The following is a 26,468-nucleotide window of genomic DNA, read 5'->3' as shown; positions in this document are numbered from 1 at the left end:
GGGAGGATACCATGGACACCAATCTCAAGGGCAAGACGGTGCTGATCACTGGCGCCGCCAAGGGCATCGGTCGGGAAACCGCGATCGCCTTCGGACGCGAAGGGTGCCGCCTGGCACTGCTCGACATCGATGCCGCTGGCCTCGGCGAAACGGTGGAGGCCGTGACGGCGGCCGGCGGACAGGCGACGGCCTTCAAGGCCGACCTTTCCTCCGCCGGCGATATCGAGGACAAGGTCGGCGCGGCGATCGCCCATCTGGGTGGCGGGCTCGATGTGCTGGTCAACAATGTCGGCTCGGGCGCGGTCCGCACCTTCGACCAGCTCAGCGATGCGGAGTGGGACAAGACCTTCTCGCTCAATTTCATGAGCTATGTGCGCACCACGCGCATCGTGCTGCCGGTGATGCGCAAGCAGGGCAAGGGTTCGATCGTCAACAACGCTTCCGATCTTGCCCGGCAGCCCGAAGGCGTGCCGATCGACTATTCCGCCTCGAAGGCGGCGGTGCTCGCGCTGACCAAGGGGCTGGCCCGCAGCGAAGGCGCAAACAACATCCGCATCAACGCCGTGGCGCCGGGCCCGGTCTGGACACCTTTCTGGACGCAGCCGGGCGGCTTTGCCGAGACGATGGGCAAGTTCCACAACATGGAACCGCAGAAGGCGGTCGAACACGAAATGTCGTTGCGCCAGCTTCCGCTCGGCCGGCTCGGCAAGCCCGAGGAAGTCGCCAATGTGATCGTCTTCCTCGCCTCCGACCTTGCGTCCTTCGTCACGTCCTCGGTCTGGGGCGTGGATGGCGGCTCGATCCGCGCCATAGCGTGATGGTCAGACGCCGATCGTGCTGTCGATGATCCGGTCGATGCGGTTCTGCGCGTCCTTCAGAGCCGCCCGGTCGGATTTTCCGCCCGACAATGCGTCATGGATTTCCTCGCCGATGATGCGCTCCATGTCGGTGTAGAAGGGAACCGGCGGCCGCTGCCAGTTCCTGAGCAGGTTGCGGTTGCCTAGGTTGCCGACGAAGCGCACCAGTTGCGAACGGCCGGTGGCTTCGGGATCGGCGCTCACCGAAAAGCGCGGCGCGACCGGAAAGCCGTTCTTCACATGCTCCTTCATCGCTTCGCGTGAGGCCATCCAGGCAAGCGCCTCCGTTGCCAGCGGCAGCCTTTTCGGATCGATGTTGGAAGGGATGCAGAGCAGGAAGCCGCCGATCGGCGACGTGTTGGTGCCGCCCGGCCCGCTGGGTTGCGGCACATAGGAGACCCGGCGTTTCACGGCCGAGCGCACCTCCGCCTCGAACTGCGCCGCGCGCATGGTCCAGACATAGCCCATGGCGCTCTGGCCCTTCAGGAACACCGCGCAGGAATCGTCCCAATGCGCATCGAGCGCGCCCGGCTGCGCGATCTCGAGCAGCCGGTGCATGTAGTCAAGCACGGTGAGTGCGGCCTCGCTGTCGATCTGCGGCCGCATGTGCTGACGGTCGAGATTTTCCGTCGAGTAGCCGGTCGGCGTGCGCCGGATCGACAGCACTGTCTGGCCGCAGCAGCCGAGGAAGAACATGAAGCTTGACGCGAGCGGCATGCGCGCCGCGTTCCAGGCAATGCCGTAGCGCTCCGCGGACGGATTGTGGAAGACCCGGCCGGCCGAGATCACCTCCTCGAAGGTCCTGGGCAGGGCGAGCCCGGCACCGTCGAAAAGGTCGCTGCGGCAGGCGAGCACCTCGATGGTGCAATAGATCGGCACCCCGTATTCCACCCTCTGCCAGGTCGTCGTCGACCAGATCGACGGGTGGAAATCCATTGGGTTGATGCCGGATTCGCGGATCATGTCGCCGATCGGCATGACCAGGCCCCTGCCCGCGAACTCGCCCAGCCAGGGCATGTCGATGGCGATGATGTCATAGGCCGACACCGCGCGCTGGCCGTTGGCCAGGCCTTCGCGGTAGAGGTCGTTCTGGTGGACGAGCTTGAAGCTCCTGGCACTGGCGAGGTTGTTGCGGAAATCCGACCACATGTTGCGCATCGCCGCGAAATAATTGTCGTCGTTGAGCAGGAACTGCAGCTCGACGCCTTCGGTGACCCGGCTCTTCAGCAGGTTGATCGGCGGAATGACCGGGTTGCCGCGCCGCGGCGCGCCGAAATAGTAGTTGGTTTCGTGTTCCTCCGTGCCGCGCCCGCCCAGTATCTCCGCGATCAGAGCCTTGGTTTCCGCCGCATAGTTGACCGCGAGCGTCGTCAGCTCCTCCGTGGGATGCAGCGTGAAGCTCCTCGGCTTGTCCGGCGATGGCCGGCGCTCGACAAGCCCCTTGCCGATCATGTCCTGGATGCGCCGGATCGCCGTCCCATGGCTGAGGCCGGAGACGAGCGCGAGCTTGCTCATCGTCACCGGATAGCCTTCGAGCTCCGATCGCATGATGTAATGGACCATGCGCCACGACGCCTCGTCCTCGACATCGGCGACACCGAGGAACGGCGTCCTCAGCCGGTCGACGAAATCGTAGACGCGCAGGAATTCGTGGTCGTTCATGAGACCTCCTCTGGGTCGCGCCAAACGGGGCGGCGCTATGATTTAGTCCAAAATGGACGAAACTATAGCGGCGTCGGAGGACTATCGGGTCTCAGGCCGTGCCCGCCGATTTGCGCGCCAGCACGAAATCCCAGTGCACCGACCAATAGGGAGACGTGAATCCAAGCTCCGCCGCGCTTGTCGGGTCGGTGATCTCCTTGAAATCCGCGATCAGCGAATCCTTCACGCCGAAGACCGCGTCCTCGGCGAGATACTGGCAATCGGGCGTGAAGATATGGGTGATGACCGGGTCATAGCCCGGCGCGCTGATGATGAAATGGATATGGGCGGCCCGGTTGGGATGGCGTCCCAGCGCGGCAAGCATCTTGCCCACGGGTCCGTCGTCCGGGATCGGATAGTAGCGCGGCTTGACGGCCCGGTACCAATAGTCGCCGTTCTCGCCGCTGGTGAACACGCCGCGCAGGTTCCAGTCCGGCTGCAGCCCCTTCTGCTGGACGTCGTAGAAGCCATCGTCATTTGTCTGCCAGACGTCGATCAGCGCGCCGGCGACCGGTTTGCCTTCGGTATCCACCACGCGCCCGCGCACCACCAGCGGCTCGCCCTTGCCGTCCAGGCAGATGTTCGCGCCATGCTGGTAGCGCGGCGCCTCGGGCACGTAGAACGGTCCGAGAATCGTGTTCTCGGTGGCGCCATTCGGGCGCCGGTGATTGATGGCGTCGACCAGCATCGAGACGCCGAGCGTGTCGGACAGGAGGATGAATTCCTGCCGCCACTCCGAACACATCTGGCCGACTTCGGTCAGGAAGGCGATGCCCTTGAGCCATTCCTCATGGGTCGGCTCGATCTCCTTGACGGCGGCGTGCAGGTGCTTGACCAGCACGCTCATCACCTCGCGCAGGCGCGGATCGACGTCCGGCCCCATGCGCGCGTTGACGACGTCGACCGAGGTCTCCTCCTCGAAATACGGATATTTCGGCGGCCGCGCATGGCTGGCCTCTGCTTTGCCCAAGGTCGGTCCTCCTCCAGATGTCGCCGCGCGTCAGGAGCGCGGCCGTTCGCCTGCGTAAGCCCGGGCGATCAGCCCCTTCAGCGCTTCGCGCTCAAGGGGGCGCGGGTTCCAGTAGGGGTTGGACAGCGCCCTGTCCGTCGCAAGCTCGATACCACTTTCAGGCATGCCGATATCCGCGAGCGCACGCCGTGCGCCGACCTTGCCGGCAAGATCGTAGAGCGCCATGGCAGGGTCGTCCGTGCCGAGCACGTCGCGCAGCCGCTGCATCACGTCCGGCACCGCCGGGGCGTTGTAGGCAAGCGCGTGCGGAAGCACGATCGCATGCGTTTCGGCATGCGGCAGGTCGAAGCTGCCGCCGAGCGTATGGCAAAGCTTGTGATGCAGCGCCATGCCCACCGAGCCCAGGCAGATGCCGCAAAGCCAGGCGCCGTAGAGCGCCTTTGCGCGCGCTTTCCGGTTGCCGGGCTCGACGGCGATTGTCGGCAAGGCGACGGCAAGCGCGCCGATCGCTTCCGTCGCCATCAGGCTGATGACCGGATTGCGCTCGCGTGCATAAAGCGCTTCGACCGCATGCGCGATCGCATTGAGCCCGCTGGTGCCGGACATGGCCGCGGGTAGCGACAGAGTGAGGTCGATATCGTAGATCACGATTTCGGGCAGCACCTTGGGGCTCGACTGGGTGACCTTCACTCCGTCCCTGGTCTCACCGAGGATCGGCGTCATCTCCGAACCGGCATAGGTGGTCGGCACCACGATCTGCGGCAGGTCGGTGCGCAGCGCGATGGCCTTGGCAAGGCCCGTGGTCGAGCCGCCGCCCACGGCAACGAGCCCGTCCGCCTTGAGGTCCAGAATGACACGCAGCGCGTCCTCGGTGACCTCAACCGGCGTATGCATCGTCGCCCGCGCATAGACGCCGGCGGCGCGGCCGCCGAGCTGTTCGACGAGCCGCCGCGCTTCCGGCTCCTGCGGCGGCGTTGCCAGCACGGCCACCCTCTTCAAACCCAGCCGGTCCAGTTCCGCCGGCAGCTGCTGGATGGTGCCGGATCCGAAAATGACGCGGGCCGGCTGGCCGTTATAGACGAAGGGTTCCATGAATTCGCCTCGGACCTAGCTCCGGTTGTCGACGCGCATCAGGAACGGGTTGATGCTGACCGACTGCCAGACATTGGCCGCGTTGAAGGGATCCGCGGCATTGAATGCCCTGACATCCTCGATCTTTTCGGCGGAAAACACAAAGAGCGAGCCGATCATCGTCTCCCCGTCCTCTGCCACCAGCGGACCCGAGATGACGGTCTTCACACGCCCCTGCGCGAGGTGCGCCTTGTGCGCGTCATAGTTGGCCAGGCGCCTCGGCAAGGCATCGGCATGGTCCAGACAGTGGACGGCAAACAGTGTCACGACATTCCTCCCAAAAGGCCCGGCAGGCCGTTGCCAGCGATCGGAACGAAACGACCCCCAAAACGGGTCGAGTGACCTTCGAGGGCTGGCGACGAAAGACGGGCCGCAAGAGGTTAGCCCGAAATAGGGCCGACCGGTTTCAAGATCTGTCCAATTTGGACAAATGCGATCGTGTTGTGAACCCATGCGATCGGTCCATCCCAACACCGTCGCATTGGCCCTGCTTTCGAACCGATCCCCAGCGCCGTTGCTTTGGGCCATTGCGTTCTGCAATGCCGGCGAATATGCTTGTTGTACGATCGTTCAACAAGCATATTCGCCGAGCCCCGATGACCTGCAATCCCCGCTACGAGATCCTGTTCGAGCCGATGCGGATCGGGCCGGTCACCGCGCCGAACCGCTTCTACCAGGTGCCGCACGCCAGCGGCATGACCAACGCGCTGCCGCGCGTCCGCGCCGCCTTCCGCGAAGCCAAGGCCGAGGGCGGATGGGGCGTGATCTGCACCGGCGCCTGTTCGATCGATCCCGGTTCGGACGACGCCCCGCTGCCTTTCGCCACTTTGTGGGACGACAATGATATCCGTGCCCATGCGTTGATGACGGAGGCCGTGCATCGCCATGGCTCCCTTGCCGGCGTGGAGCTTTGGCATGGCGGCGCGTCCGTCATGAACAGGACGAGCCGGCTGCCGCCGCTGTCGCCATCGGGAATTCCCTGGATGGCCACGCATGTCGGCTTCATGGGCAATCTGCGGCCGAAGACCATGGACAAGGCCGACATGAAAGAGGTGCTGCGATGCCAGGCCGAGGCGGCGCGCAAGGCGCGCACGGCCGGCTTCGACGTGGTCTACGTCTATGCCGGCATGGGCTATCTCGGCTACGAGTTCCTGCTGCCGGAGTACAACCATCGCACCGACGAGTACGGCGGGCCGATCGAGAACCGCGTGCGCTTCGTGCGCGAGATGATCGAGGTCACCAAGGATGCCGTCGGCAAGGATTGCGGCGTCGCGCTGCGCGTCAGCCTCGAGGAACTGCGCGGCCGGCCCGGCCGCAACCAGCCTTCCGAGGCGCATGAGCTGATCGAACTTTTGGCCGACCTGCCCGACCTGTTCGACGTCAAGATGGATTCCAGCCCGACCGACTGTTCGGCGTCGCGCTTCACCGGCGAAGGCAGCCATGAGCCGGTGATCGATTTCGTCAAATCGATGACGAAAAAGCCGGTGGTCGGCGTCGGCCGCTTCACCTCGCCCGACACCATGGTCTCGCAGATCAAGCGCGGCGTGCTCGACTTCATCGGCGGCGCGCGGCCCTCGATCGCCGACCCCTTCCTGCCGGCCAAGATCCGCGAAGGCCGCGAGGCCGAGATCCGCGAATGCATCGGCTGCAACATCTGCATTTCGAGTTGGCATGACGGCGTGCCGGTGCGCTGCACGCAGAACCCGACCGCCGGCGAGGAATGGCGGCGCGGCTGGCACCCCGAGCGTGTCGAGCGTGCCGACAGACCGGAGCGCATCCTGATTGTCGGCGGCGGACCGGCCGGGCTCGAATGCGCGCTCACGCTTGGCCGGCGTGGCCATGAGGTGACGCTCGCCGACAGCAGCCGCGGCTTCGGCGGCCGGCTGACCTTTGAGAAGACCCTGCCCGGCTTGGCGGCCTGGAACCGCGTCGTCGACTACCGGCTCGGACGGCTCGGCGAGATGAGCAATGTCTTGCTCTATCCCGAGAGCGTTCTGGGCGCGGACGAAATCGTCGACCTCGCGCCGGACCGGGTCGTGCTTGCGACCGGCGCGCGCTGGACCAACATGCTCTATTCCTCGATGGAGATTCCGGTCGGCACGCTCGACCACCCGGATGTGTTCACACCCGACGACATCGCCGCCGGCCGCCTTCCGCAAGGACCAACCTTGGTCTTCGATTTCGACAACTATTACATGGGCGGCGTGCTGACCGAGCATCTGGCCGCACAAGGCATCCCGGTCAGCTACGTCACCCCGGCCGGCCAGGCGTCCGCATGGACGATCATGACCAACGAGCTGCCGCTGGTGCATCGTGCGCTGGCGCGCCGCAACGTGCCGGTGACGACGTTGCATCTGTTGAAATCCTTCGACGGCGAGACGGCGACGCTGGCGCATCTGTTCACCGGCGAGGAGAGCCGCATTGCCTGCCGCTCGGTGCTGATCGTCGGGCTGCGCTTGCCGCGCAACGAGCTGTTCGAGACGCTGACGCAACGGGCGGACGCGCTTGCGGACGTAGGCATCCGCAGCGTCGATCGTATTGGCGACACGCTGGCGCCGGGCGCCATCGCCCACGCGGTGCACAGCGGCCACAAGCTCGCCCGCGAGATCGGCACGAAGATCCGCTGGCAGCCCTATCGCCGCGACACGCCTATCGTCGATGCGGTGGCGGATTTCGACATGCGCACGGCAGCCGAATAGGAGCAATTCCGGGAAAAGTGTGAAGCGTTTTTCCCATAGGAATTGCGTCAAACAGGGAGGTCTGGAAGGCCATGGAACGTACCGCCGCACGTCGCAGACCCGGCCGCCCGCAGCGCGAAATCGGCGGCATCGAGCAGCGTCCGTGGAAGCAGCTGACGCGTCCCTATGCGCCGATCGAGGTCCTGTCGGCCGACCAGGTGCGGACGATCCATGAAATGGGCCTGACCATCCTGGAAGAGATCGGCATGCGCGTGCTGCAGCCGCAAGCGCGGCAGTTCTATCGCGCCGCCGGCTGCGATGTCGACGAAGGCGCGATGCGGGTGCGCTTCGACCGCGCCATGGTGATGGAGCGCGTCGCCATGGCGCCATCATCGTTCGAGCTGCGCGCTCGCAATCCCGCCAAGAACGTCAAGGTCGGCGGAAGGCACTGCATTCTGTCGTCGGTCGGCGGCCCGGCCTATGTCATGGACAATGATCGCGGCCGCCGTCCCGGCACCTATGCCGAGATGTGCGACTATCTGAAACTCATCCAGTCGTTCAATGTCCTGCACCAGGAAGGCGGCGGTCCGTTCGAGCCGCTCGACCTGCACCAGAACACGCGCCATCTCGACCTCTACTATGCCGAGATCACCTTGCTCGACAAGAACTGGCAGCCGCAGGCGCTTGGTCGCGGGCGCGCCATCGACGCGCTGGAGATGGTGGCGATTTCACTCGGCACGACGCGCGAGAACCTCGCGCGGGAAATGCCGGTCTTTACCGGCATCATCAACACCAACTCGCCGCTACAGCTCGACGAGCCGATGGCCGAAGGCCTGATCGCATTGGCCGAGCATGGCCAGGTCAATGTCATCACGCCGTTCACGCTGGCCGGCGCGATGAGCCCGGTGACGCTTGCGGGCGCGCTGTCGCAGCAGCATGCCGAGGCGCTGGCCGGCATCGTGCTGACCCAGATCGTGCGTCCGGGCGTGCCGGTTATGTATGGCGGCTTCACCTCCAATGTCGACATGAAGACCGGCGCGCCGGCCTTCGGCACACCCGAATACACACAGGCCGCGCAGATCACCGGGCAGCTCTGCCGGCTGATCGGCGTGCCGTTCCGCTCCAGCAATGTCACCGCCGCCAACTCGGTCGACGCGCAGGCCGCCTATGAGAGCGCCATGTCGCTGTGGGGCTGCCTGATGGGCGGCGCCAACCTGGTGCTGCATGCCGCCGGCTGGCTCGGCGGCGGGCTGACCGCATCGTTCGAGAAACTGGTCATCGATGCCGAGATGCTGCAGATGATGTCGGCCTATTTCGACCCGCCGGTGGTCGACATCGACACGCTGGCGCTGGAGGCGGTGCGCGAGGTCGGCCCGGCCGGGCATTTCTTCGGCGCCGCCCACACCATGCAACGCTACGAGCGCGCCTTCTATTCGCCGCTGGTGTCCAACTGGGATAATTACGACACCTGGGTCGAGCGCGGCCAGGTCACGGCGCGCGAGCGGGCCAATGTGGTGTGGAAGCGCATGGTCGCCGAATACGAGCAGCCGCCGATCGATCCCGGCATCGACGAGGCGCTGCGCGACTATATGGAGCGGCGCAAACGCGAGGGTGGGTCGCCGTTGAACTAGGCGTCCCGCAAAGGCCCCACCTGCGCCTCCAGCATCTCGAACCCCGCCGCCTCCGCCGCCTGTGGTGTCACCACGCTTTCATCAAGACACCATTCGAGCCACAACCCGTCGACAAGCGCGATGAAATTGCGCGCCAGCGACGGCGCGTCGACTTGCCTGCCGCGCGGTATGGCGACCGCGGCGATGTCCTCGGCGAGTTCCGCCCGGTAGGCATCGTAGAGTTCGCGATGCGCCGCCTTGAGGCGCGGGTTGACAGCGATCTCGCCCCACAGCGACAGCCAGATCAGCAGGTTCTCGCGGCTGAAATATTCGGGCGAGAAATTGGAGTGCACCAGGGCGGCAAGTGCGGCCTGCGGCGACCAATCGGAAGTCTCCGCACGGCGGCGCTTGGCTTCGGCGATCTGGTTGTTGACGCTGGCGTAGAGCGAGGATTTGTAGACCTCGACCAGCAGCCCGTCGAGACTTTCGAAATGATGGTTGATGAGGCCGCGCGAGACGCCGGCCTGCCTGCAGATCCGATCGATGGTGAAGGCGCCGATGCCGCCGATCGACAGGCAGCGCGTCGCCGCTTCGACCAGCATGGAGCGGCGCACGTCAGCCTGTTCGCGGCTGAAGCGCGGCGGAGCCTTCTTCGCGCCGCGCTTCCTTTTTGCATCTTCTGGTTGGGCTTCCGTCATGGGCTCCAGCTAATCGATAATGCCCTTCCTGTCCATGAAAGCGCGTTCACGCCTTCTTCTTGAACAGCACCGGATTGGGGTGACCGTCGGGATAGATGACCGGGTCGAACGCCGTCTTGTGGATGGCGACCAGCGGCTGGTGGCAGATGAAGACGAAGCCGCCGGACTGCTCCATCAAATCTTCCATGCGGTTGGACAGAGTGATGCGCTTGGCCTCGTCGCTTTCGGCCACCAACTGCTGGTAGCTGGTCTCGAATTCGGGACTGTCGAAGCCCGACCAGTTGTAGGCGCCGATCTGGTCGGGGCGGAACCAGACCAGGTTTTCCGACGGATCGATGCCGCCGGCGAAATCCATCAGCGCCAGGTCGATATTCTTGTAGCCGTCGCCTTGCGTCTTGTCGCCGACGCCCCAGAAGGCGGCTTCGTCATAGGGCTGGATCTCGACCTTGATGCCGGCCTGTTCGAGGCTGGCCTGGATGATCTGCGCGGTCGCGGTGCGGATGGAATCGTTCATCACCGTCAGGGTCAGCGACAGGTCACCGACGCCAGCCTCCTTGAGGAGTGCGGCCGACTTCTCATAATCCGGCGCCGCGATCAGATTCGACGCCCGCGCGAACTTGGTACCGGGCTGGACGACACCGGTGGAGCGCTTGGTGAGATCGTCATACACGCCGGTGAGGATCTGCCCGACATCGACGCCATACTGCACCGCCTGGCGGACCTTCAGATCCTTCAGTCGCGGGCTGAGCATATTGATGGTCAGCCAGACATAACGGGTCGACTGCGCCTCGATCAGGTTTGTGTCCGCCGGCGGCTTCTCCTTGACCGCCTTGGTCGCCGAAATGGCGATCTTGGTGTAGTCGAAGGCATCGGCTTCATAGGCAAGCTGAGCCGCCTGATCGTCCGACACGACATAGATTTCGACCTTTGAGAAATCCGGCTTCGGGCCCGGCCAGTCCGGGTTGGCCGTCAGCGTCACCTTCTGCTTCTGCTGCCAGTCCGAGAAGAGATAGGGCCCGCATGTCGCCGGCGGCTGCGTGGTGAACTTGCCGCCGGCCTTCTCGGTGCCGGCGCGGCTGATGATGTGGCCGCCATAGTAAGGCAGGCTGGTGACGAAGATCGGCTGGTAGGGCTCCTTCAGATGGATGATGCCGGACCTGCCATCGACGACCTCGACACGGTCGAGTTTCTCGAACTGATAGGCCCAGGGCGATGCCAGCGCCTTGTCCGCGATGCGCTCGAACGAGAATTTCACGTCGTCGGCTGTCACCGCGCCGAAACCACCAGACCATTTCAACCCGTCGATCAGGGTAAAGGCGATGGTCTTGGGGTCTTTCTGCTCGAGCTTTTCCGCGCCCCACAGCGACCAGGGCGAACCTTTCCTGATGTCGCCGAAATGGTTGAGCGAGACATAGATGCCGCGCATCATGACATCCTCGATGCCGCCATTCATGAAGGCGGGATCAAGGCACTGAAGATCGCCTTCCATGCGGATGCGCAACGTGTCGCCGGACGCCGACCAGGCAAAGCCCGGCTTCATCGCCAGGCCGGCGCCCAGCACGCCGGCCGCCTTCAGGAATGCACGTCTGTCCATGGTCCATTCTGACATCTCAGTTTCCCCTTTGGTTGATGGAAGCGCGTGAGAAGGCTTCCCGTTCTTGCCCGCCGGTCTCCAGCGGGAAATGGCAGCGCACCATCCGATCGGCGCCCATCGGCCGGTAGGCCGGCGCCTCGGTCCTGCAGCGCTCGCGTGCGATCGGGCAGCGCGTGTGGAACTCGCAGCCCGAAGGCCGCCGGAACACGCTCGGTATCTCGCCGGTGACGGCGGGGTTGTGGCTGCGCCGGCGCGGATCGGGTATCGGCTCTGACTGGATCAGCGTCGCGGTATAGGGATGCAGTGGCGCCGAAAACACATCTTGCGTCGGTCCGGTCTCGACCAGCCGGCCGAGATACATGATGGCCAGCCGGTCGCTGACGTGGCGGATCATGGCCAGGTTGTGCGTGACGATCATGGCGGCGAAACCGAGCTCGCGCTTGAGTTCGCCGATCAGGTTCAGCACGTCGCCTTGCACCGAGACATCGAGGCCGGCTGTCGGCTCGTCGGCGAGCAGCAGATGCGGCTTCATCGCTAGCGCGCGCGCAACGCCGACGCGGCGCGCCTGCCCACCCGACAGCTCATGCGGGAAGCGGTCGACAAAGGAGGCGGGCAAACCGACAAGCGCCAGCAGCGCCTTGGCTGCTGCGCGGCGGTCCGGCATCGGCAACCCCTGGATGATCTGCGGTTCGGTGAGCAGCGTGCCGATGCGCAGGCGCGGGCTGAGCGAGGCGACAGGGTCCTGGAACATCATCGCCGAGCGCCGGCGCATGGCGCGGAAATCGGTTGGCGTCCGCACCTCCCTGCCCTCGAAGACGATGCGGCCGGCGGCTGCCCGGATGAGGCCGAGAATGGTGCGGGCCAGCGTCGTCTTGCCGGAACCGGATTCGCCAACCAGCCCGAGCGTCTCGCCCGGCATCAGCGACAGCGTCACGCCGTCGATGACGTTGAAGCCGGGCAGCGGGAACGGATTGATCAGCCGGTTGAGCAAGCCGCCGCGCACGAAGCTCACGGAGAGATCCTCGACGGCAAGCAGCGGGCTCATGGCGTCACCGCATGGCAGCGCGCGACATGAGAAGCTGCGAGTTTCACCAGCGGCGGCGCGACGGTTGTGCATGGCGCGAAGGCACGGTCGCAACGCGGTGCGTAGACGCATCCGGACGGCGGCTGTGTCAGGTTGGGCAGCGAGCCCGGAATGGTCGGCAGCCTGTCCAGCCGCTCATGGAAGCGGGCGGGGTCGCAGGCGAGCAGCGCTTGCGTATAGGGATGCCTGGCGTCGTGGAAGATGGCATCGACCTCGCCGCCTTCGACCACCTCGCCGGCATACATGACATAGACGCGGTCGCAGAGCTCGGCGATGACGCCGAGATGGTGCGAGACGACGATGATGATGCCGTTATAGTCGCGCCTGAGCTCGCGCAGCAGATGGATGATCTGCGCCTCCATGGTGACGTCGAGCGCCGTCGTCGGCTCGTCGGCGATGAGCAGGCCGGGATCGGTGAGCAGCGCGGCGGCAATGGCGACACGCTGGCGCATGCCGCCGGATAGTTCATGCGGATAGCTCTGCATGCGCCGTTCGGCGTCGGCGATGCCGACGCGGCCAAGCATGGCGGCAATGCGCGCCCGCTTCTGCGCCCGGCCAAGGTCCTTGCGGTGGTGCTGGAAGTCGACGAGCTGATCGCCGATGGTCAGCACCGGATTGAACGCCGTCATCGGATCCTGGCTGACCAGCGCGATCTCGTCACCGCGCAGCAGGCGCTGGTGGTACGCGTCGAGCTTCGCCAGATCGACGCCATTGTAGGAGATCGAGCCGTCGATGCGGGCATTGGCCGGCAGGAGATTGGCCAGGGCAGTGACCAGCGTGGACTTGCCGCAGCCGCTCTCGCCGACAATGCCGATCACTTCCCCCGGATGCGCCTCGATGTCGACATGGCGCAACGCGTGCACCGCACCATGCGGCGTCTCGTAGCGGACGCTGAGATCGCTGGCGGCGAGCGAGCCGGTCATGCCGGCCTCCGCAACTGCAGGCGCGGATCGAGATAGTCGCGCAGGCCTTCGCCGAGGAAGGTGAAGCCAAGTGTGGCCAGCACCAGCGGCAGGCCGCCGAAGATGACCATGAAGGGCGCCGAGCGAATGCTGGTGTAGCCATCGTAGAGGATCGAGCCCCAGGATGGTGTCGGCGGACGCACACCGAGGCCGAGGAAACTCAAGCCGGCCTCGACCATGATGACGACCGGAATATCCATCGACAGAAGGATGATCAGCGGTCCGACGACATTGGGCAGCAGATGGACGAAGATGATGCGTGCGGCACTGGCATCGATCAGGCGCTCGGCAAGGATGTAGTCGCTGTTCTTCAGCGCCAGCGTCTGCGCCCGGATCAGCCGGGCATAGCTCGGGAATGAGGTCGCGGCGATGACGATGATCAGCGTGCCGGTGCCGGCTCCAAGCACGGTGATGATGGCGAGCGCGAACATGATCATCGGCAGCGAGTTCAGGCTGTCGAAGCTCAGCACCAGTATGGCGTCGAGCCAGCGCGGCCCGTAGCCGGCGATCAGGCCGAGCAGAAGGCCGATGGCGCCGGCGATGGCCACCGACACCATGGCGATGGTGAGTGCGGTGCGCGCGCCATAGATGACACGCGACAGGAGATCGCGGCCGAGATGATCGGTGCCGAACCAGTGCTCCGCCGATGGCGGCTGCAACTTGTGCAGCACGTCGATCTTGACCGGCGAATAGGGCGCCAGAAACGGCGCGAAGAGCGCGGTGACGAGGAAGCCTGTCACCAGGATCAGCGCCACGCAGGTGAACGGGTCGGCAAGCAATGCGCGCAGCAGGACGAACCGTTGTCGGTCCGGTACGGACAACGAGGCATCAGCCACGGAAGACATCGCGCACCCTCGGATCGAGCCGCGCGATCAACAGATCGGCGGCTATGGTGATGGAAACATAGATGGCGGTCATGATCAGCACCGTGCCCATGACGACGGGATAATTGCGGGTGTTGACCGCGTCGGTGATCAGCTTGCCGATGCCGGGCCGGGCGAACACCGCCTCGACGAAGACGGCGCTGGACAGGATGCTGCCGAGGCCGACCGCGACCAGCGAGATGGTCGGGATGATGGCGATGCGCAGCGCGTATTTGGAGACGATCTTCCACTCGGGCAAACCAAACGAACGCGCGGTGCGGATATGGGGCTCGCCCATCACCTCCATCATAGAGGCACGCACCATGCGGGCGATGTAGCCGATCCAGCCGAGCGCGATGGCGGCCGCCGGCATCACCAGCGCCTTGGCCTGGCTGATGAAGTCTCCGGCCTCGCCGGCGCCGATGGCCGGCAGCCAGCGCAGTGTCACGGCAAAGACCAGCAGCGAATAGATGGCGACAACGAAGGACGGCACCGCGATGACGCCGACCGAGAGCACGCCGATGAGGGCATCGGCCGCCGTGCCGCGCCGCATCACCGACAGGCAGCCGAGTGGAACGCCGATCAGGAGCGCGACGGCCAGCGCCGTCAGGCCGAGGATCAGCGTGTTCGGCAACGCTTCCAGCACCAGGGTGGAAACGGGCCGGTTCGACCAGACGTCGTAGCCGAGATTGCCGGTCAGCGCGTTGCGGAAGAATTCGATGATCTGCCACCAGACCGGCTGGTCGAGCCCCATGCGCTCGATCAGCAGCCGCTTCAGTTCCGGCGTGGCGCGCGGACCAAGCGCCACGGTTGCCGGATCGCCGGGAACGAGGAAGACGGCCGCGTACATCGCGATCATGACAAGAACGAGGATCAGGAGGCCGAGACCGATGCGCTTCACTGCATATGCGAGCATGGCCTCTCTCCCTTCTACTCAGGCGAAATCGCGCCTGATGCGCCGACTTGCCGAGGCGCTGTGGACGAGCGTGCCCCGTTCTCGCGCCTCGAGCCGCCAACTCAGGTTGAAATGGGTTTCGTCCGCTGTCAGTTCGGTCACTGCGATCGCCTCGGTGTCGGCATCGCCGCTGGCAATCGCCCAGCGATATTCGGTGACAAGTTTCGCCGACAGCGGATCGTCACTGCGGATGCTCATCGTGTCGCTGTTGGCCGAGGCGACGGTGATGGCGCGATCGTCATAGCGCCGGCGCCCGTGATCGGAGGTCAGCGCAATGGTCTGCATGTCCGAACCGACATCGTCGGTGACGATGCGGCGGTCGAAGCCCTCGTCCAGTGTCGTGGTGGGGACCGGCGGCGCGGTTTCGGCAGGCTCGAAACGGACGTCGCGATCGCGCGGCGACGACGGGCGCACCGGAAGCATCATGGTGCTGTCGCCGCTCGATACCGACAGCGTCGACAGTCTCGGCTGCGGCCACAGGATCGGCCAGTGCTGGTTGGCCAGCGCCAGCCGGATGCGATGGCCCTTGGGCACGGTGCGGGCGAAATCATTGAGCTTCAGCCGCACGCGAAACGGTGTTCCGACGGGACAGGGTGTCGGATGCCCGTGGCTGTCGCGGTGGCTGAGATTGAGCACGCCATAGGTCATCAGCGCCGAGGTGCCGTCGGGATAGACATCGCACAGCCGCGCGGCGAGATTGACATGCGGCTGGTCGACGGTGACGAGCAGGTCCAGTTCCGGCGCGCCAAGCAATGTCAGATCATCATCCAGCGGCCGCGTGTCGAAGCACAGCGCCATCCCGTCTTCACGACGCTGGTCGATGGGCATGTCCGGGCAGGCGCCGCCATAGCCGCCCCAGCGGCCGCAGTCGCGTCCGGCGGTGACGGGCGAGCGTACTGAAAGCGTCGCGCCCGGTGCCGGTTCGCTGCCCAGCCCGGCGGCGTTCAGGTGCAGCGTGCGGCGCTCGATGCGGGGTGACGGCCACTGATCCTCGGCGGCCCAGCCACCGGCATGATCGGGCAGGTAGAATGGTTGCGGCCTCTCCTCGCCGGTGATCCACACGCGGTAGAGCGGCTCATCCATGATGCCGGTGTCTTCGCCGGCGAGCCAATGGCGCCACCAGCGCAGCGCCTCCTGCAGATAGCCAATCAGCGGCCCCGGCGCGCCGCGGCAGGGATAGGCATGCGACCACGGCCCGACAATGCCGAGTTTTGGACCTGGCAGATGTTCGAGCAGGCGGGGGACAAAATTGGAGTAGCTGTCTTCCCAGCCGCAGACGGCCATGACGGCGCATTCGATCGCGGAATGATCCTCGCAGACAGAACCTTGCCGCCAATAGTCGTCGCGGCGCTGATGCGCGAGCCACACTTCCGAGAGCGAGCTTGTCGCAGCGAGCCGGCTTTCCCACATGGCGCGCCAGGCATCGCCGACGATCTGCGGATCGGGCGCCATCGCCTTCTTCACCAGCATGAAGTTCGACCACATCTCCTGCTCGGTCAGCAGCGCACCGCCCATATAGTGGATGTCGTCGGCGTAGCGGTCATCGGTGGCGCAGTTGGTGATGATCGCCTTCAGGGCCGGCGGCCGGCGCGCCGCGACCTGCAGCGCGTTGAAGCCACCCCAGGAAATGCCGGTCATCCCGACATTGCCGTTGCACCAAGGCTGGGCGGCGAGATGGGCGATGATCTCGCAGGCGTCTTCCTGTTCGCGCGGCAGATATTCGTCGGCGAGATCGCCGTCGGAATCGCCCGAACCCCTGATATCGATGCGGGCGCAGGCGATGCCGTGCCCGGCTAGCCAGGGATGGATATCGACATCACGCGCCACGGTGCCGTCGCGGCGGCGGTAAGGCACCATCTCGACAACAACCGGCACCTTGCCCTCGGTGCGCGGACGCCACAGCGTGGCGGCAATGCGGGTGCCGTCGGCCAGCGTGATCCACAGCGGATCGACGGTTTCGACGGCAAAGGGAAACTCGGTTCGTACCACGGCAGGTACCCGCAAATGCTCTTGTTGAACGTTCGTATAACAAGCGCATTTGCGGCGCAATCCCGCTTCGCTTTTTTTGATGCTGAATGCGAACCGTTCTTCGGTAGCCGTGAGGCGCCGTGGGGCTTCCTGATCGGGTGGCGGCCGGTGTCCGTCATCGCGATGTTGAAGCACAGCCGATATGGCTGCGCGGTCGAACCGCATCCGCGAGGGTCGCAAAGCTCTCCGGAAATCGGCGGGTTCCATCTTCCAAATTTCGTTGCTTGATATGTGCTGCTATGGCATCGCGGCAGCGGCAGTGCTTTCAGTCAGGAGTTCCGATGACGATCCAGAGCAAATTCAGCGGCCTCGGCACCGACGCGGCGCCCGGACAGGAGAGCCGCCAGTTGTCCGGCGGGATCGACGCCGTGTTGCTCGGCGACGCGGTCACCGGGCGGCCGGTCGACTTTTCGCATGGCGACGTGGACGCGTTCACCCCGACACCCGGCTCGTTCGAGGTCTTCTCGGCCGGCGTCGAAGCCGGCGGCAGACAGGCCTATACGGAATATCGCGGCGATCTCGGCATCCGCGAAGAACTGGCCACGCGGCTGGCGGGCTTCACCGGAGCCCCTGTCGATGCGCGCGACGGCCTGATCATCACCCCCGGCACCCAGGGCGCACTATTCCTGGCCGTCGCCTCCACCGTGTCGCGGGGCGACAAGGTGGCGGTCGTCCAGCCCGACTATTTCGCCAACCGCAAACTGGTGGAATTCTGCGAGGGCGAAATGATGCCCGTCCGGATGGACTACGCAACGACCGAAGGCCGTTCGGGCCTCGATCTCAGCCGGTTGGAAGACGCATTCAGGTCGGGCGCAAAAGTCTTCCTGTTCTCGAACCCAAACAATCCGGCCGGCGTGGTCTACTCCCGAGCGGAGATCGAAGCGATTGCCGCGCTGGCGAGCCAATACGGCGCGACCGTCATCGTCGACCAGCTTTACTCGCGGCTCCTGTACGCCGGCGTGGACTACACCCACTTGCGCGCGCAGAAGCTGGACGCGGAGAACGTCGTGACCATCATGGGGCCATCGAAGACGGAATCGCTCAGCGGTTATCGGCTGGGGGTAGCCTTCGGATCGAAAGAAATCATTGCCCGGATGGAGAAGCTGCAGGCCATCGTCTCCTTGCGCGCAGGCGGCTACAGCCAGGCTGTTTTGCGCACATGGTTCGATGAACCGGCTGGCTGGATGGACCAGCGCATCCGCGAGCACCAGGCGATCCGCGACGATTTGTTGAAGGTTTTCCGCGCGACTTCCGGAATCCAGGTCCGCACGACCGAGGCCGGCAGCTACATCTTTCCGGCTTTGCCCCGCCTTGCCGTGGCAGGCGGCGATTTTGTCCGCATCCTGCGCTTGCAGGCGGGCGTCATCGTGACACCCGGAACGGAATTCAGTCCGTTTTCCGAAAACAGCGTCCGCCTGAACTTTTCGCAGGACCATGCCGCCGCTGTTGCGGCCTGCGAGCGTCTGGTGACCCTCGTCGACCGCTATCGCGCATGAGCGGCAACAGTTCGGAGCAGACCCGAGCAGGAAACAGGCGAGGACCGAACTATTCCGCGGGGTGGAGAGCCGCCAGCTGAAAGCCGGCATTCGTTCCTGCAGCCGTCTCGGTCAGGACATCCAATGCAAACGCCGCCGAGGCGATATCGAAGAAAATGTCATAGGATATCGCGCCGAAACGGTCGAAGCGGGCCACGACCGCGTCCAGATGCAAGGCGCGGGTCTGGGAGATATCGCCGGCCTTAAAGCTTTCCGGCCTCAGATCGGCCATCGAGATCCGCCGCATCAGCGCGGGCGCCGCCGGACCCGATATCACGAACCACGCCCAGCCTTCGTCGCGATAGGCGTCATATCCCTTGGAGGGAAGCTCACTGTCGTGCCAGGCCTTGCGCAGGTCACGCAACCGCGCACCGCCGCCGCAGGGAGGCGCCGCCAGCAGCACCTCCTGCTGGCCAAGTCGCAGCACCGACGTGCCGCAAGGCAAGACAATGGCGCTATTCACCGTTTCCGGCGTCGATAGACCTGCTTCACCGAGCCAGTCCATTGTGCCGGGACCACGCAGCCCGAACCGCTCGGTCAGCGTGCAATCGAGCACGACGTTCTCCTGCGCTCCGGGCACCCCATCCCTGCGCGCGAGGCGCCGCGCCAGGGCGTGGTGGCGCAGACCGGGATCAATACCCTCGGGATGACCGACCGATGCGGAATGGCTGCTCGGGGGCATCCTACATCTCCTGCCGTTGGTTTTCGGGGTCATGGAACGGCGTCGGCACCACGTTGGCCTGCACTTCTTTGCCGCACAGGCCGCGTATGCGCAGGCTGGCCCCCGGCGCCGCGTCACGCGGGTCGGCGTAGGCCAGTCCGATCCATTTGCCCAGCGTCGGCGAAAAGCAGGTCGAGGTGACGAAGCCCACCGGGCGGCCGTCGCGCAGCACGAGGCAGGATTCCGCCAGCCGGACACCGTGCCCCTCGGGCAGTTCGAAACCGCAAAGCTTGCGCTTCAGGCCCAGCCCGCCGCGCGCCTCGATGGCGGTCTTGCCGACATAGCGCGTCTTGGCCTTCGACAGCGCCCAACCCATGCCCAGTTCGTCGGGTGTCGAGAGCGCGTCGGTATCCTGGCCGATGATGATGTGCCCCTTTTCCAGACGCAGGATGCGCGAGGCTTCCAGCCCATAGGGTTGCAGCCCCTGGGGCGCGCCCACCTCCAGCAGCTTTCGCCAGAGTGCCGCGCCGAAGGATTGCGGCACATGAAGCTCATAGCTCAGTTCGCCGGTGAAGCCGATGCGCATGATCCGGACCGGGCATCCGCCGATCACGCCGCTGCGGCCATTGAGGTAGGGGAAGCCCTCCGGGGAGAGATCGATGTCGCCGCCGAGTGCCTCGAGAACCTTGCGTGCCGAAGGGCCGGTGACATTGATCGCCGCGAAGGCGGCGGTGACGTTCTGGATATCGACCCGCATGCCCCATTGCGTGTTCGCGAACAGCATGTCGGTAAAGACGCGGGCGACGGCGCCGGTGGTGGCGGTCACGTAGAATTCGGTCTCGGACAGGCGGTAAGCCACCCCGTCGTCGATGACCGATCCCATGTCGTTCAGCATCAGGCAGTAGCGCACGCGCCCCACCGGCTGCCTGGCATGCGCCATCGTATAGATGCGGTCGAGGAAGGCGCCGGCATCCGGCCCTCGTATCGCCAGCTTGCCCAGGGTCGAAACGTCAAGCATGCCGACCTTGTCACGCACCAGCCTGACCTCATCGAAGATCGTCCTGCCGACATCGCCATCTCCGCCATAGTGCAGCGGTCGCCACCACGCGCCGGCAGGTGTCAGCTTCGCGCCGCTTGCGACATGTTCGGCGTGGATCGCCGTATGCCGGTAGGGCACATGGTTCGGGCCGGCCAGCAGTCCCAATTTTTCCGGGCCGAATGGCGGCCGGGATGTGGTGATACCCACCTCGCCCACTGTGCGGCCCGTCTCCGCCGCGACGATCCTGGCCGTCATCAAAGCCGAATGCCGTCCCTGCGACGGCCCCATGCCGACGGTGGAATAGCGCTTCACCAGTTCAAGCTCGCTATAGCCGTCGCTGACGGCGTTCCTGATATCCTTGACCTGCAGGTCCTCGTCGAAATCCACGAAGTCCCGCCCCTTCGCGTGCGCGGACAGCGATTGAAAATGGTTCATCGCCGCCGCGCCGGCGTCCGGGATGATGGCCGGCAGGTCGGCGTGATGCCCTGCCCCCCGTGCGGCGGCCGCGCCAGCGATCTCACCGCTGCGCAGCACCGCGTTGAGCTCGAAATAACCCGCCGCCGAGCCGGCGACATGAAACGCCTCCGGCAGATTGCTCAGCACGAATTGCCGGCTGGTCTCGTCAAATCCCAGCTTCGCGCCGGCATGCAGCGGCAGCTGGTAAGACGGCGTGTAGCCCGCCGCCACCACCAGGTGATCGCACGCCAGCAGTTCCGCGCCATGTTCGGGCGTGGTGAAGCGGATGGCTCTTATATGGCGATTGCCTCCGGTCCCCAGCGCCTCCGTGACGGTGACATTCGGGATGATGCGGACACCACGCTCGACGAGGTGTTGCGCGAGGGTGTTGTCGGACGCATCGGCTGCGGGGGCGAGGACCGCGGCCAGGGACACGCCTGCGTCGAGAAGGTCGTGAGCGGCGAGATATCCGTCCCGGTTGCCGGCAAAGACCACGGCGCGCCGGCCAGGGCGAACCGCATAGTGGCGCATCAGCCTCTGCGCCGCGGACGACAGGAGGATGCCCGGGAGGTCGTTGTTGCGAAACACCAGGGGCTGTTCATGCGACCCCGCGGCCACCACGACCTGCCTGGCGCGAACGCGGTAGAGCGTCTCGCCTTGCAGCACCGGAAGCCAGTTGTCGGCGAACCAGCCATTGCAGGTGGCGCCGGTCAGCACCCGCAGATTGCCAAGCTTCTCGGCAGCGACGCGCAGCGCCTGCAAGGTCGCCTCGGCCTCCGCCGTCTCGAGGCCGAAACGCGCATAGGTCAAGGCGCCGCCGATTTCCGGGTTCAAGTCGACCAGCAGCACCTGCGCACCCGCCTCGGCTGCCCTGACGGCCGCCGAAAGCCCGGCCGGGCCAGCGCCGATGACCAGCACGTCGGTGTGCAGGTTTTCCCTGATGTAATGGCCATGACCGGCGGTAAGGTCGACCTTGCCGAGACCGGCCGATCTGCGGATCATCGGTTCCCAGAATTTGAGCCAGCTTTTCGCGCCAGGACCAAAGAAGCTGCGATAATAGAACCCGACGGGCATGAAGCGGCCCAGCCTGTCGAGCACCGCGCCCCGGTCGCGTTCGGCGGTTCCATTGACGTTCTGGGCAGTGATCTTCAGCCCTTCGGCGATCGGGCGCAGATCAGCCCGCACATTCGGCTCGTCAGGCAGTTGCACCAGCGTGTTGGCGTCCTGCCCCGCCATGGTGAGGATGCCGCGCGCACGGTGATACTTGAAGGAGCGCGACAGGATCCAGCGGCCGCTGCCGGCCATGGCGGAGGCAATGCAGTCGCCGGCGAAACCTTCGAGCGGCCGGCCATCGAAGGCGAAACGGATTTTTTGGGTGCGGTCGAGGCGCGATCCCCAGGGAAGCGGCAGCCGTTCGGTCATGTCAGGCAGGCTTTCGATTGGGAAGATAGGTGGCGAGTATCTGGTCGCTGACAGTGTGGCGTTCGGCGATCAGCACGGTGTTGGACGGGGTGTGCCGCCACCACTCCCGCATCACGCCGAGCGGGTTCTCGGCATAGAACAGGGCTTCGATCAGTTGCTCCGGCTGGTCGGCGCTGGCCTCGCGGACCGGTCCGAGATACTGAAATTCGGTGATGTTGCGCGGGCCGTTCACCGGGCAGGTCAAGAGCTTCATCGGAATACTCGTCAGTGGCTGGCGGCCGTGGCGCCCATTTCGTTCAGCAGCGCGAAGCTGTCGAACCGGCGCAGGTCGAACGGTTTCAGGACATCGGGCACGCGCCCGGTGGCGATGGTCTCGGCCATGCGCTTGCCGGCCACCGGCGTCGCCTTGAAGCCCCAGGTGCCCCAGCCGCAGTCGAGCCAATAGTTCCGCAACGGCGAGGCGCCCATGATCGGGCTGTAATCCGGCGTCATGTCGGTGATCCCGGCCCATTGCCGCAAGAGCTTGACCTTGTGCAGGAAGGGGAAGAGGTGCAGCGCGCCTTCGGCGAGGTGTTCCTTCTGGTCCAGCGTCGAGCGCGTCGAAGCCAGCTGGTAGGGATCGGAGCCGCCGCCGATGACGACCTCGCCACGCGAGGACTGCACCAGATAGGTGTGCAGATTGGCTGAGGAGACGAGTATGTCGAGGAATGGCTTCAGCGGCTGCGTCACCATCGCCTGCAGCGGGAAGCAGCGTATCGGCAGCCGGATGCCCGCCATGGCGGCGACCTGGCCGTTGAGCCCGCCGACGGCCTGCAGCACCTGGCCCGCGGCGATCGTGCCACGGTTCGTCCTGATGTGGGTGACCCGGTCGCCCGCGCGCTCGATGCCGGTCACCTCGGTGCGCTGGTGGATCTCCACGCCGCGCGCGCCGGCATGCTTGGCATAGCCCCACGCCACGGCGTCATGGCGGGCCGTGCCGCCGTCGGCATGCCAGAGCCCGCCCATCACCTCGTGCTGACCGCCGAAATCGAGGTTGAGATGCGGGCAAAGCTCCTTCACCGTCCGGACATCGACCACTTCGATCCTTGTGCCCATATGCTTGCCCATCTCGGCACGCAGGTGGAAGCTGCGCAGCGTCGCCTCGGAATGCGCGAGCGTCAGCTGCCCCCGCTGCGAAAACATGACGTTGAAGCCAAGATCCCGCGACATCGTCTCGAACAGTTCGACACCTTCCTTGTAGAAGCGGACCGATTCCTCGGTCATGTAGTTCGAGCGGATCGTGGTGGTGTTGCGCGCCGTATTGCCGCCGGCGAGATAGCCCTTTTCCAGCACGGCGACATTGCGGATGCCATGCACATTGGACAGGTAGTAAGCCGCCGCGAGGCCGTGACCGCCGCCGCCGATGATCACCACGTCGTAGGATCGTTTCAGGTCGGGCGTCGGGGGGATGTCGCGAAAGGACACGTGCCTGGCGCGCAAGCCGTATTTCAGCAGAGAGAAGGGCATGGTGTCCTGCGGCTCGGCGGCTGGAATTGGCCTTAGAGAACCCGCCAGGCCGGCTTGGCGCAAGAAATCGTTCTTTACCCAGTGACCTCGTTTTCGTAATGGATAAAGAACTGAAAATGGGTCTCGGCATGCGAAATCTTCCGCATCTCACCTATCTTGAGGCCTTTGAAGCGGCGGCCCGGCATCTAAGCTTCACCAAGGCCGCCGAGGAGTTGAATTGCACCCAGGGTGCAATCAGCCAACGGGTCCGGGCGCTGGAGCAGTTCTTCGCCAGGCCGCTCTTCCATCGGCGCAGCAATGGCTTGGAACTGACCGAGGTCGGCACCGCCTATCTGCCGGGAATAGCCGAGGCGCTGGATCGGGCCGAGGCGGCGACCGAGGGGCTGCTCGGCGCGCAGGCGCAGACCAGCGTGACGGTTTCAGCCCCGCTCAGCTTCGTCACGCTGTGGCTCGCACGGCATCTGGTTGGTTTTTCGGCCGCCCATCCGAGGATCGAAGTCCGGCTGAACAGCACGATCTGGACCGACCCCAACGTGGAACTGGCGGATCTGAGCATTCTGGCACTCGATCCGCTGCAGCCGGCATCGGGCGCCGTGCGGCTGGGGAGAGAGCGGCTGGTGCTTCTCTGCGACCCCGAGACCGGCCGCCAGGCTGGAGCGAGGCCCAGTGCCGATTGGTTCAACGCCGCCCGGCTCATCCACGTGCAAGGCAGGATGCAGTTGCTGGATCTCTGGGCGAAGAAGGAGAACATCGTCATCGCGCCGCACAAGGCGCCGATCAAGGCCGACAATGCGGCGGCGGCATTGGAGGTTGCGGCATGCGCGGGCGGCATCACCGCGGTCATGTCGACCTATGCGGCGGCCTATCTGGCCTCGGGGCGGCTGGTGGCGCCATTCGGCGCGGGCGAAATCCTGCCGGTTGCCTTGCATGTGGTTCCCAATCAGCACCGCCGCCTCTCGCGGTCGGCGACGCTGTTCGTGCAATGGCTGTCAGGGGAGATCCCGCTCCACGGCGAGATCTAGATTTCCGTTCAACGCCGGCGCCCGACAACAGCCGCGCGCAATTCCGATCGAACCGATTGATACCCACCGCGCGCCGAGAACCACCTGCCAGGTTCAGTGGCAGGCTCGACCCCACTTGCCGATGCTCGGGCTCAGCCCCGCTTCGGGATCTGGACATCCTCGAGCAGAAGCGTAAGGGCCATGGCGACGAAGTAGAGCGCCGCCACCCAGAGGAACATCACGTTGAAGCCACTCGAATAGTGGCCGAGCACCACATCGCGGATCGCGGCCGGCAGGCTTGAGGCCAGATGCGGGGTCAGCCCGGTCAGGCCGTCCGGCAACAGCGCGGCGGCATCGGCCGGAAGCTCCGAAGTCTGCCGGTTCAGGGCCCAGGTCATCACCGCGCCGTTCAGCGCCAGTCCCAAGGACGCCCCGATCGTGCGCGCCTGGGTGATCAGCGACGTCACCGCGCCGATATCCTGCAGCGGCGCCGCGGCCTGGATGGCCACGATCAGCACCTGGAACTGCAGGCCCATGCTGATGCCGAACAGGCCCATCATCACCGCCAGAACCCAGATCGGCGTGTGTGAATTGATGAAGACAAAACCTATCATCAGCAGCCCGCCAATACCCATCGCCACCACCGGCATCCATTTGTAGCGGCCGGTCGCGGCAATCACTCGTCCGGCCACGATCGAGATGACCATCGAGGTCAGGGAAGCCGGCAGGAACAGGAAGCCGACTTCGGCCGGGCTCAGTCCGGTCAGCGTCTGCATGTAGAGCGCGAAATAGAAGAACATGCCGAGCGTCACCGATCCGGCGACCACCGACACGCCCGAGACGATGCGCACCGTCGAGATGCCGAACAGCCGCAAGGGCACGATCGGCTCCTCGGCCCGCCGCTCGACCATGATGAACGAAGCGATTGCCGCCAGCGCGAGCACCGGCAGCACGAAGGTAAGCAGATCCGGGCCGGCGGGGTCGAGGACATGGTAGCCCCAATAGACGATTGCCGTGGTGCCAACGGCCAGCAGCAAGCCGCCCAGATAGTCGATGCGGTGCCTCTTCTCGTTGAACCGGCTGCGCATGGCGAACGCCAGCACCGCCAGCACGACGATGCCGATCGGCAGATTGACCAGGAACACCCAGCGCCAGCCGAACAGGCTGGTGATATAGCCGCCGGCCAACGGACCGAGGACCGAGGACAGGGCGAACACCGCCGAACTGTAGCCTTGATACTTGGCGCGGTCGCGCGGCCCGAACAATTCGCCGATCATGGCGAAAGCCGAAACCATCAAGCCGCCGCCGCCGAGGCCCTGCAGGACGCGCGCGGCGATCAGGCTCTCCATCGACCATGCCATGCCGCAGACCAGCGAACCCAGCAGGAACAAGGTGATCGCCGTCAACACGACGTTCTTGCGGCCATACATGTCGCCGAGCTTGCCGTAGAAGGGCGCGACCGCGGCCGTCGACAGCAGGTAGGCGGCGCCGACCCAGCCGAACAGATGCAAATTGCCCAGTTCTCCGGCGATGGTGGGCAAGGCGGTGACCACGATCTGCATGTCGATGGTGGCCATGAACATGGCGATCAGCGCACCGAAATAGACGATCAGCGTCGCAAGGTCGGGCCTGGCCTCCTCTACGGGCGCCGCATCCGGAAGGGTCGAGTCGAGTGTCATCGGTATCTCCGCAGGCTGGGCGCGGTTTATGTGCCCAC

General features: G+C 65.3%; 22 protein-coding genes. 6 read left to right on the top strand and 16 right to left on the bottom strand.

All coding sequences use genetic code 11. The features are described 5' to 3' along the window. The first annotated feature begins 11 nt into the window (after positions 1–11). A complete protein-coding gene (locus MesoLj_RS14890) occupies positions 12–818 on the top strand; it encodes an SDR family NAD(P)-dependent oxidoreductase (protein ID WP_202326491.1) in 807 nt (268 codons plus the stop codon). Between the two features lie 3 nt (positions 819–821). Here MesoLj_RS14890 and MesoLj_RS14885 read toward each other — a convergent pair whose 3' ends face one another. The 4 genes from MesoLj_RS14885 to MesoLj_RS36295 form a co-directional block, all read right to left on the bottom strand. Beyond that, positions 822–2,519, bottom strand: coding sequence for an extracellular solute-binding protein (locus tag MesoLj_RS14885; protein WP_202326490.1), 1,698 nt, complete (start codon positions 2,517–2,519; stop codon positions 822–824). 91 nt (positions 2,520–2,610) lie between these two features. Next, the gene (locus MesoLj_RS14880; RefSeq protein ID WP_244735427.1) at positions 2,611–3,528 is read right to left on the bottom strand and encodes an intradiol ring-cleavage dioxygenase; all 918 of its coding nucleotides are present in this window, start codon (positions 3,526–3,528) and stop codon (positions 2,611–2,613) included. Positions 3,529–3,558: 30 nt separating this feature from the next. Continuing rightward, entirely contained in the window at positions 3,559–4,620 is a 1,062-nt protein-coding gene (locus MesoLj_RS14875) for a maleylacetate reductase (protein ID WP_202326489.1), read from the bottom strand. 15 nt (positions 4,621–4,635) lie between these two features. Then, positions 4,636–4,926, bottom strand: coding sequence for a YciI family protein (locus MesoLj_RS36295; protein WP_244735425.1), 291 nt, complete (start codon positions 4,924–4,926; stop codon positions 4,636–4,638). A 329-nt stretch (positions 4,927–5,255) separates the two neighbouring features. Between MesoLj_RS36295 and MesoLj_RS14865 the strand changes: the two genes are divergently transcribed. Together MesoLj_RS14865 and MesoLj_RS14860 are read left to right on the top strand one after the other, a co-directional pair. After that, positions 5,256–7,358, top strand: a complete 2,103-nt coding sequence (locus MesoLj_RS14865; protein WP_202326488.1) for an oxidoreductase — start codon at positions 5,256–5,258, stop codon at positions 7,356–7,358. Between the two features lie 71 nt (positions 7,359–7,429). Further along, entirely contained in the window at positions 7,430–8,968 is a 1,539-nt protein-coding gene (locus MesoLj_RS14860; protein ID WP_202326487.1) for a trimethylamine methyltransferase family protein, read from the top strand. Here MesoLj_RS14860 and MesoLj_RS14855 read toward each other — a convergent pair. Genes MesoLj_RS14855 through MesoLj_RS14825 form a run of 7 tightly spaced genes read right to left on the bottom strand, consistent with a single transcriptional unit; the run spans position 8,965 to position 17,092 of the window. Further along, a complete protein-coding gene (locus MesoLj_RS14855; RefSeq protein WP_202326486.1) occupies positions 8,965–9,645 on the bottom strand; it encodes a TetR/AcrR family transcriptional regulator in 681 nt (226 codons plus the stop codon). The two genes, MesoLj_RS14860 and MesoLj_RS14855, sit on opposite strands and share 4 nt — an antisense overlap. Before the next feature lie 46 nt (positions 9,646–9,691). Then, the gene (locus MesoLj_RS14850) at positions 9,692–11,239 is read right to left on the bottom strand and encodes an ABC transporter substrate-binding protein (RefSeq protein ID WP_244735423.1); all 1,548 of its coding nucleotides are present in this window, start codon (positions 11,237–11,239) and stop codon (positions 9,692–9,694) included. A 16-nt stretch (positions 11,240–11,255) separates the two neighbouring features. Then, positions 11,256–12,284 carry an oligopeptide/dipeptide ABC transporter ATP-binding protein gene (locus MesoLj_RS14845; protein WP_202326484.1) on the bottom strand — a complete coding sequence of 343 codons (1,029 nt, stop codon included), beginning with the start codon at positions 12,282–12,284 and terminating at the stop codon, positions 11,256–11,258. Next, positions 12,281–13,246 (bottom strand): ABC transporter ATP-binding protein, encoded by a 966-nt coding sequence (locus MesoLj_RS14840; RefSeq protein WP_202326483.1) that lies wholly within the window; start codon positions 13,244–13,246, stop codon positions 12,281–12,283. Before MesoLj_RS14840 ends, MesoLj_RS14845 begins: the two co-directional genes overlap by 4 nt. Then, positions 13,243–14,130, bottom strand: a complete 888-nt coding sequence (locus MesoLj_RS14835) for an ABC transporter permease (RefSeq protein WP_140774265.1) — start codon at positions 14,128–14,130, stop codon at positions 13,243–13,245. Before MesoLj_RS14835 ends, MesoLj_RS14840 begins: the two co-directional genes overlap by 4 nt. Continuing rightward, positions 14,114–15,064, bottom strand: coding sequence for an ABC transporter permease (locus MesoLj_RS14830; protein WP_202326482.1), 951 nt, complete (start codon positions 15,062–15,064; stop codon positions 14,114–14,116). The genes MesoLj_RS14835 and MesoLj_RS14830 overlap by 17 nt, the downstream gene beginning before the upstream one ends. Positions 15,065–15,082: 18 nt before the next feature. After that, on the bottom strand, positions 15,083–17,092 hold the full coding sequence (locus tag MesoLj_RS14825; protein WP_202326481.1) for a CocE/NonD family hydrolase: 2,010 nt from the start codon (positions 17,090–17,092) through the stop codon (positions 15,083–15,085). A gap of 15 nt (positions 17,093–17,107) precedes the next feature. Here MesoLj_RS14825 and MesoLj_RS14820 point away from each other — a divergent pair, with 15 nt between their 5' ends. After that, positions 17,108–17,359, top strand: coding sequence for a hypothetical protein (locus MesoLj_RS14820; RefSeq protein ID WP_202326480.1), 252 nt, complete (start codon positions 17,108–17,110; stop codon positions 17,357–17,359). Between the two features lie 53 nt (positions 17,360–17,412). Next, positions 17,413–18,627 carry a pyridoxal phosphate-dependent aminotransferase gene (locus MesoLj_RS14815; protein WP_202326479.1) on the top strand — a complete coding sequence of 405 codons (1,215 nt, stop codon included), beginning with the start codon at positions 17,413–17,415 and terminating at the stop codon, positions 18,625–18,627. Between the two features lie 49 nt (positions 18,628–18,676). Here the strand turns inward: MesoLj_RS14815 and MesoLj_RS14810 are convergent, their stop codons facing one another. The 4 genes from MesoLj_RS14810 to MesoLj_RS14795 are packed head-to-tail and all read right to left on the bottom strand — an operon-like array spanning position 18,677 to position 23,750. Beyond that, a complete protein-coding gene (locus MesoLj_RS14810) occupies positions 18,677–19,381 on the bottom strand; it encodes a hypothetical protein (RefSeq protein ID WP_202326478.1) in 705 nt (234 codons plus the stop codon). Continuing rightward, a complete protein-coding gene (locus tag MesoLj_RS14805; RefSeq protein ID WP_202326477.1) occupies positions 19,350–22,244 on the bottom strand; it encodes an FAD-dependent oxidoreductase in 2,895 nt (964 codons plus the stop codon). The genes MesoLj_RS14810 and MesoLj_RS14805 overlap by 32 nt, the downstream gene beginning before the upstream one ends. A gap of 1 nt (position 22,245) precedes the next feature. Beyond that, positions 22,246–22,497, bottom strand: coding sequence for a sarcosine oxidase subunit delta (locus tag MesoLj_RS14800; protein WP_202326476.1), 252 nt, complete (start codon positions 22,495–22,497; stop codon positions 22,246–22,248). Positions 22,498–22,508: 11 nt separating this feature from the next. Then, positions 22,509–23,750: an FAD-dependent oxidoreductase gene (locus MesoLj_RS14795; RefSeq protein ID WP_202326475.1), complete on the bottom strand. Its 1,242-nt coding sequence runs from the start codon at positions 23,748–23,750 to the stop codon at positions 22,509–22,511. A gap of 128 nt (positions 23,751–23,878) precedes the next feature. On the opposite strand from MesoLj_RS14795, the gene MesoLj_RS14790 reads away from it, so the two are divergent. Beyond that, positions 23,879–24,772 (top strand): LysR family transcriptional regulator, encoded by an 894-nt coding sequence (locus MesoLj_RS14790; protein WP_202326474.1) that lies wholly within the window; start codon positions 23,879–23,881, stop codon positions 24,770–24,772. A gap of 131 nt (positions 24,773–24,903) precedes the next feature. On the opposite strand, the gene MesoLj_RS14785 is transcribed toward MesoLj_RS14790, so the two are convergent. Further along, a complete protein-coding gene (locus MesoLj_RS14785) occupies positions 24,904–26,430 on the bottom strand; it encodes an MDR family MFS transporter (RefSeq protein ID WP_202326473.1) in 1,527 nt (508 codons plus the stop codon). Positions 26,431–26,468: the final 38 nt, after the last annotated feature.

The organism is Mesorhizobium sp. 113-3-9 (assembly GCF_016756515.1).
GTDB lineage: Bacteria > Pseudomonadota > Alphaproteobacteria > Rhizobiales > Rhizobiaceae > Mesorhizobium.
Note: the sequence above shows the minus strand (reverse complement) of the source record. Positions and strands in the feature narration are given on the sequence as shown.

What these genes read in the sequence shown, in the direction of transcription:
- MesoLj_RS14890 (WP_202326491.1), top strand. Translation starts at nt 12, where the DNA reads ATGGACACCAATCTCAAGGGCAAGACGGTGCTGATCACTGGCGCCGCC.
- MesoLj_RS14885 (WP_202326490.1), bottom strand. Translation starts at nt 2,519, where the DNA reads ATGAACGACCACGAATTCCTGCGCGTCTACGATTTCGTCGACCGGCTG.
- MesoLj_RS14875 (WP_202326489.1), bottom strand. Translation starts at nt 4,620, where the DNA reads ATGGAACCCTTCGTCTATAACGGCCAGCCGGCCCGCGTCATTTTCGGA.
- MesoLj_RS14865 (WP_202326488.1), top strand. Translation starts at nt 5,256, where the DNA reads ATGACCTGCAATCCCCGCTACGAGATCCTGTTCGAGCCGATGCGGATC.
- MesoLj_RS14860 (WP_202326487.1), top strand. Translation starts at nt 7,430, where the DNA reads ATGGAACGTACCGCCGCACGTCGCAGACCCGGCCGCCCGCAGCGCGAA.
- MesoLj_RS14855 (WP_202326486.1), bottom strand. Translation starts at nt 9,645, where the DNA reads ATGACGGAAGCCCAACCAGAAGATGCAAAAAGGAAGCGCGGCGCGAAG.
- MesoLj_RS14850 (WP_244735423.1), bottom strand. Translation starts at nt 11,239, where the DNA reads ATGGACAGACGTGCATTCCTGAAGGCGGCCGGCGTGCTGGGCGCCGGC.
- MesoLj_RS14845 (WP_202326484.1), bottom strand. Translation starts at nt 12,284, where the DNA reads ATGAGCCCGCTGCTTGCCGTCGAGGATCTCTCCGTGAGCTTCGTGCGC.
- MesoLj_RS14840 (WP_202326483.1), bottom strand. Translation starts at nt 13,246, where the DNA reads ATGACCGGCTCGCTCGCCGCCAGCGATCTCAGCGTCCGCTACGAGACG.
- MesoLj_RS14835 (WP_140774265.1), bottom strand. Translation starts at nt 14,130, where the DNA reads ATGTCTTCCGTGGCTGATGCCTCGTTGTCCGTACCGGACCGACAACGG.
- MesoLj_RS14830 (WP_202326482.1), bottom strand. Translation starts at nt 15,064, where the DNA reads ATGCTCGCATATGCAGTGAAGCGCATCGGTCTCGGCCTCCTGATCCTC.
- MesoLj_RS14820 (WP_202326480.1), top strand. Translation starts at nt 17,108, where the DNA reads ATGCTCTTGTTGAACGTTCGTATAACAAGCGCATTTGCGGCGCAATCC.
- MesoLj_RS14815 (WP_202326479.1), top strand. Translation starts at nt 17,413, where the DNA reads ATGACGATCCAGAGCAAATTCAGCGGCCTCGGCACCGACGCGGCGCCC.
- MesoLj_RS14810 (WP_202326478.1), bottom strand. Translation starts at nt 19,381, where the DNA reads ATGACCCCGAAAACCAACGGCAGGAGATGTAGGATGCCCCCGAGCAGC.
- MesoLj_RS14805 (WP_202326477.1), bottom strand. Translation starts at nt 22,244, where the DNA reads ATGACCGAACGGCTGCCGCTTCCCTGGGGATCGCGCCTCGACCGCACC.
- MesoLj_RS14800 (WP_202326476.1), bottom strand. Translation starts at nt 22,497, where the DNA reads ATGAAGCTCTTGACCTGCCCGGTGAACGGCCCGCGCAACATCACCGAA.
- MesoLj_RS14795 (WP_202326475.1), bottom strand. Translation starts at nt 23,750, where the DNA reads ATGCCCTTCTCTCTGCTGAAATACGGCTTGCGCGCCAGGCACGTGTCC.
- MesoLj_RS14790 (WP_202326474.1), top strand. Translation starts at nt 23,879, where the DNA reads ATGCGAAATCTTCCGCATCTCACCTATCTTGAGGCCTTTGAAGCGGCG.
- MesoLj_RS14785 (WP_202326473.1), bottom strand. Translation starts at nt 26,430, where the DNA reads ATGACACTCGACTCGACCCTTCCGGATGCGGCGCCCGTAGAGGAGGCC.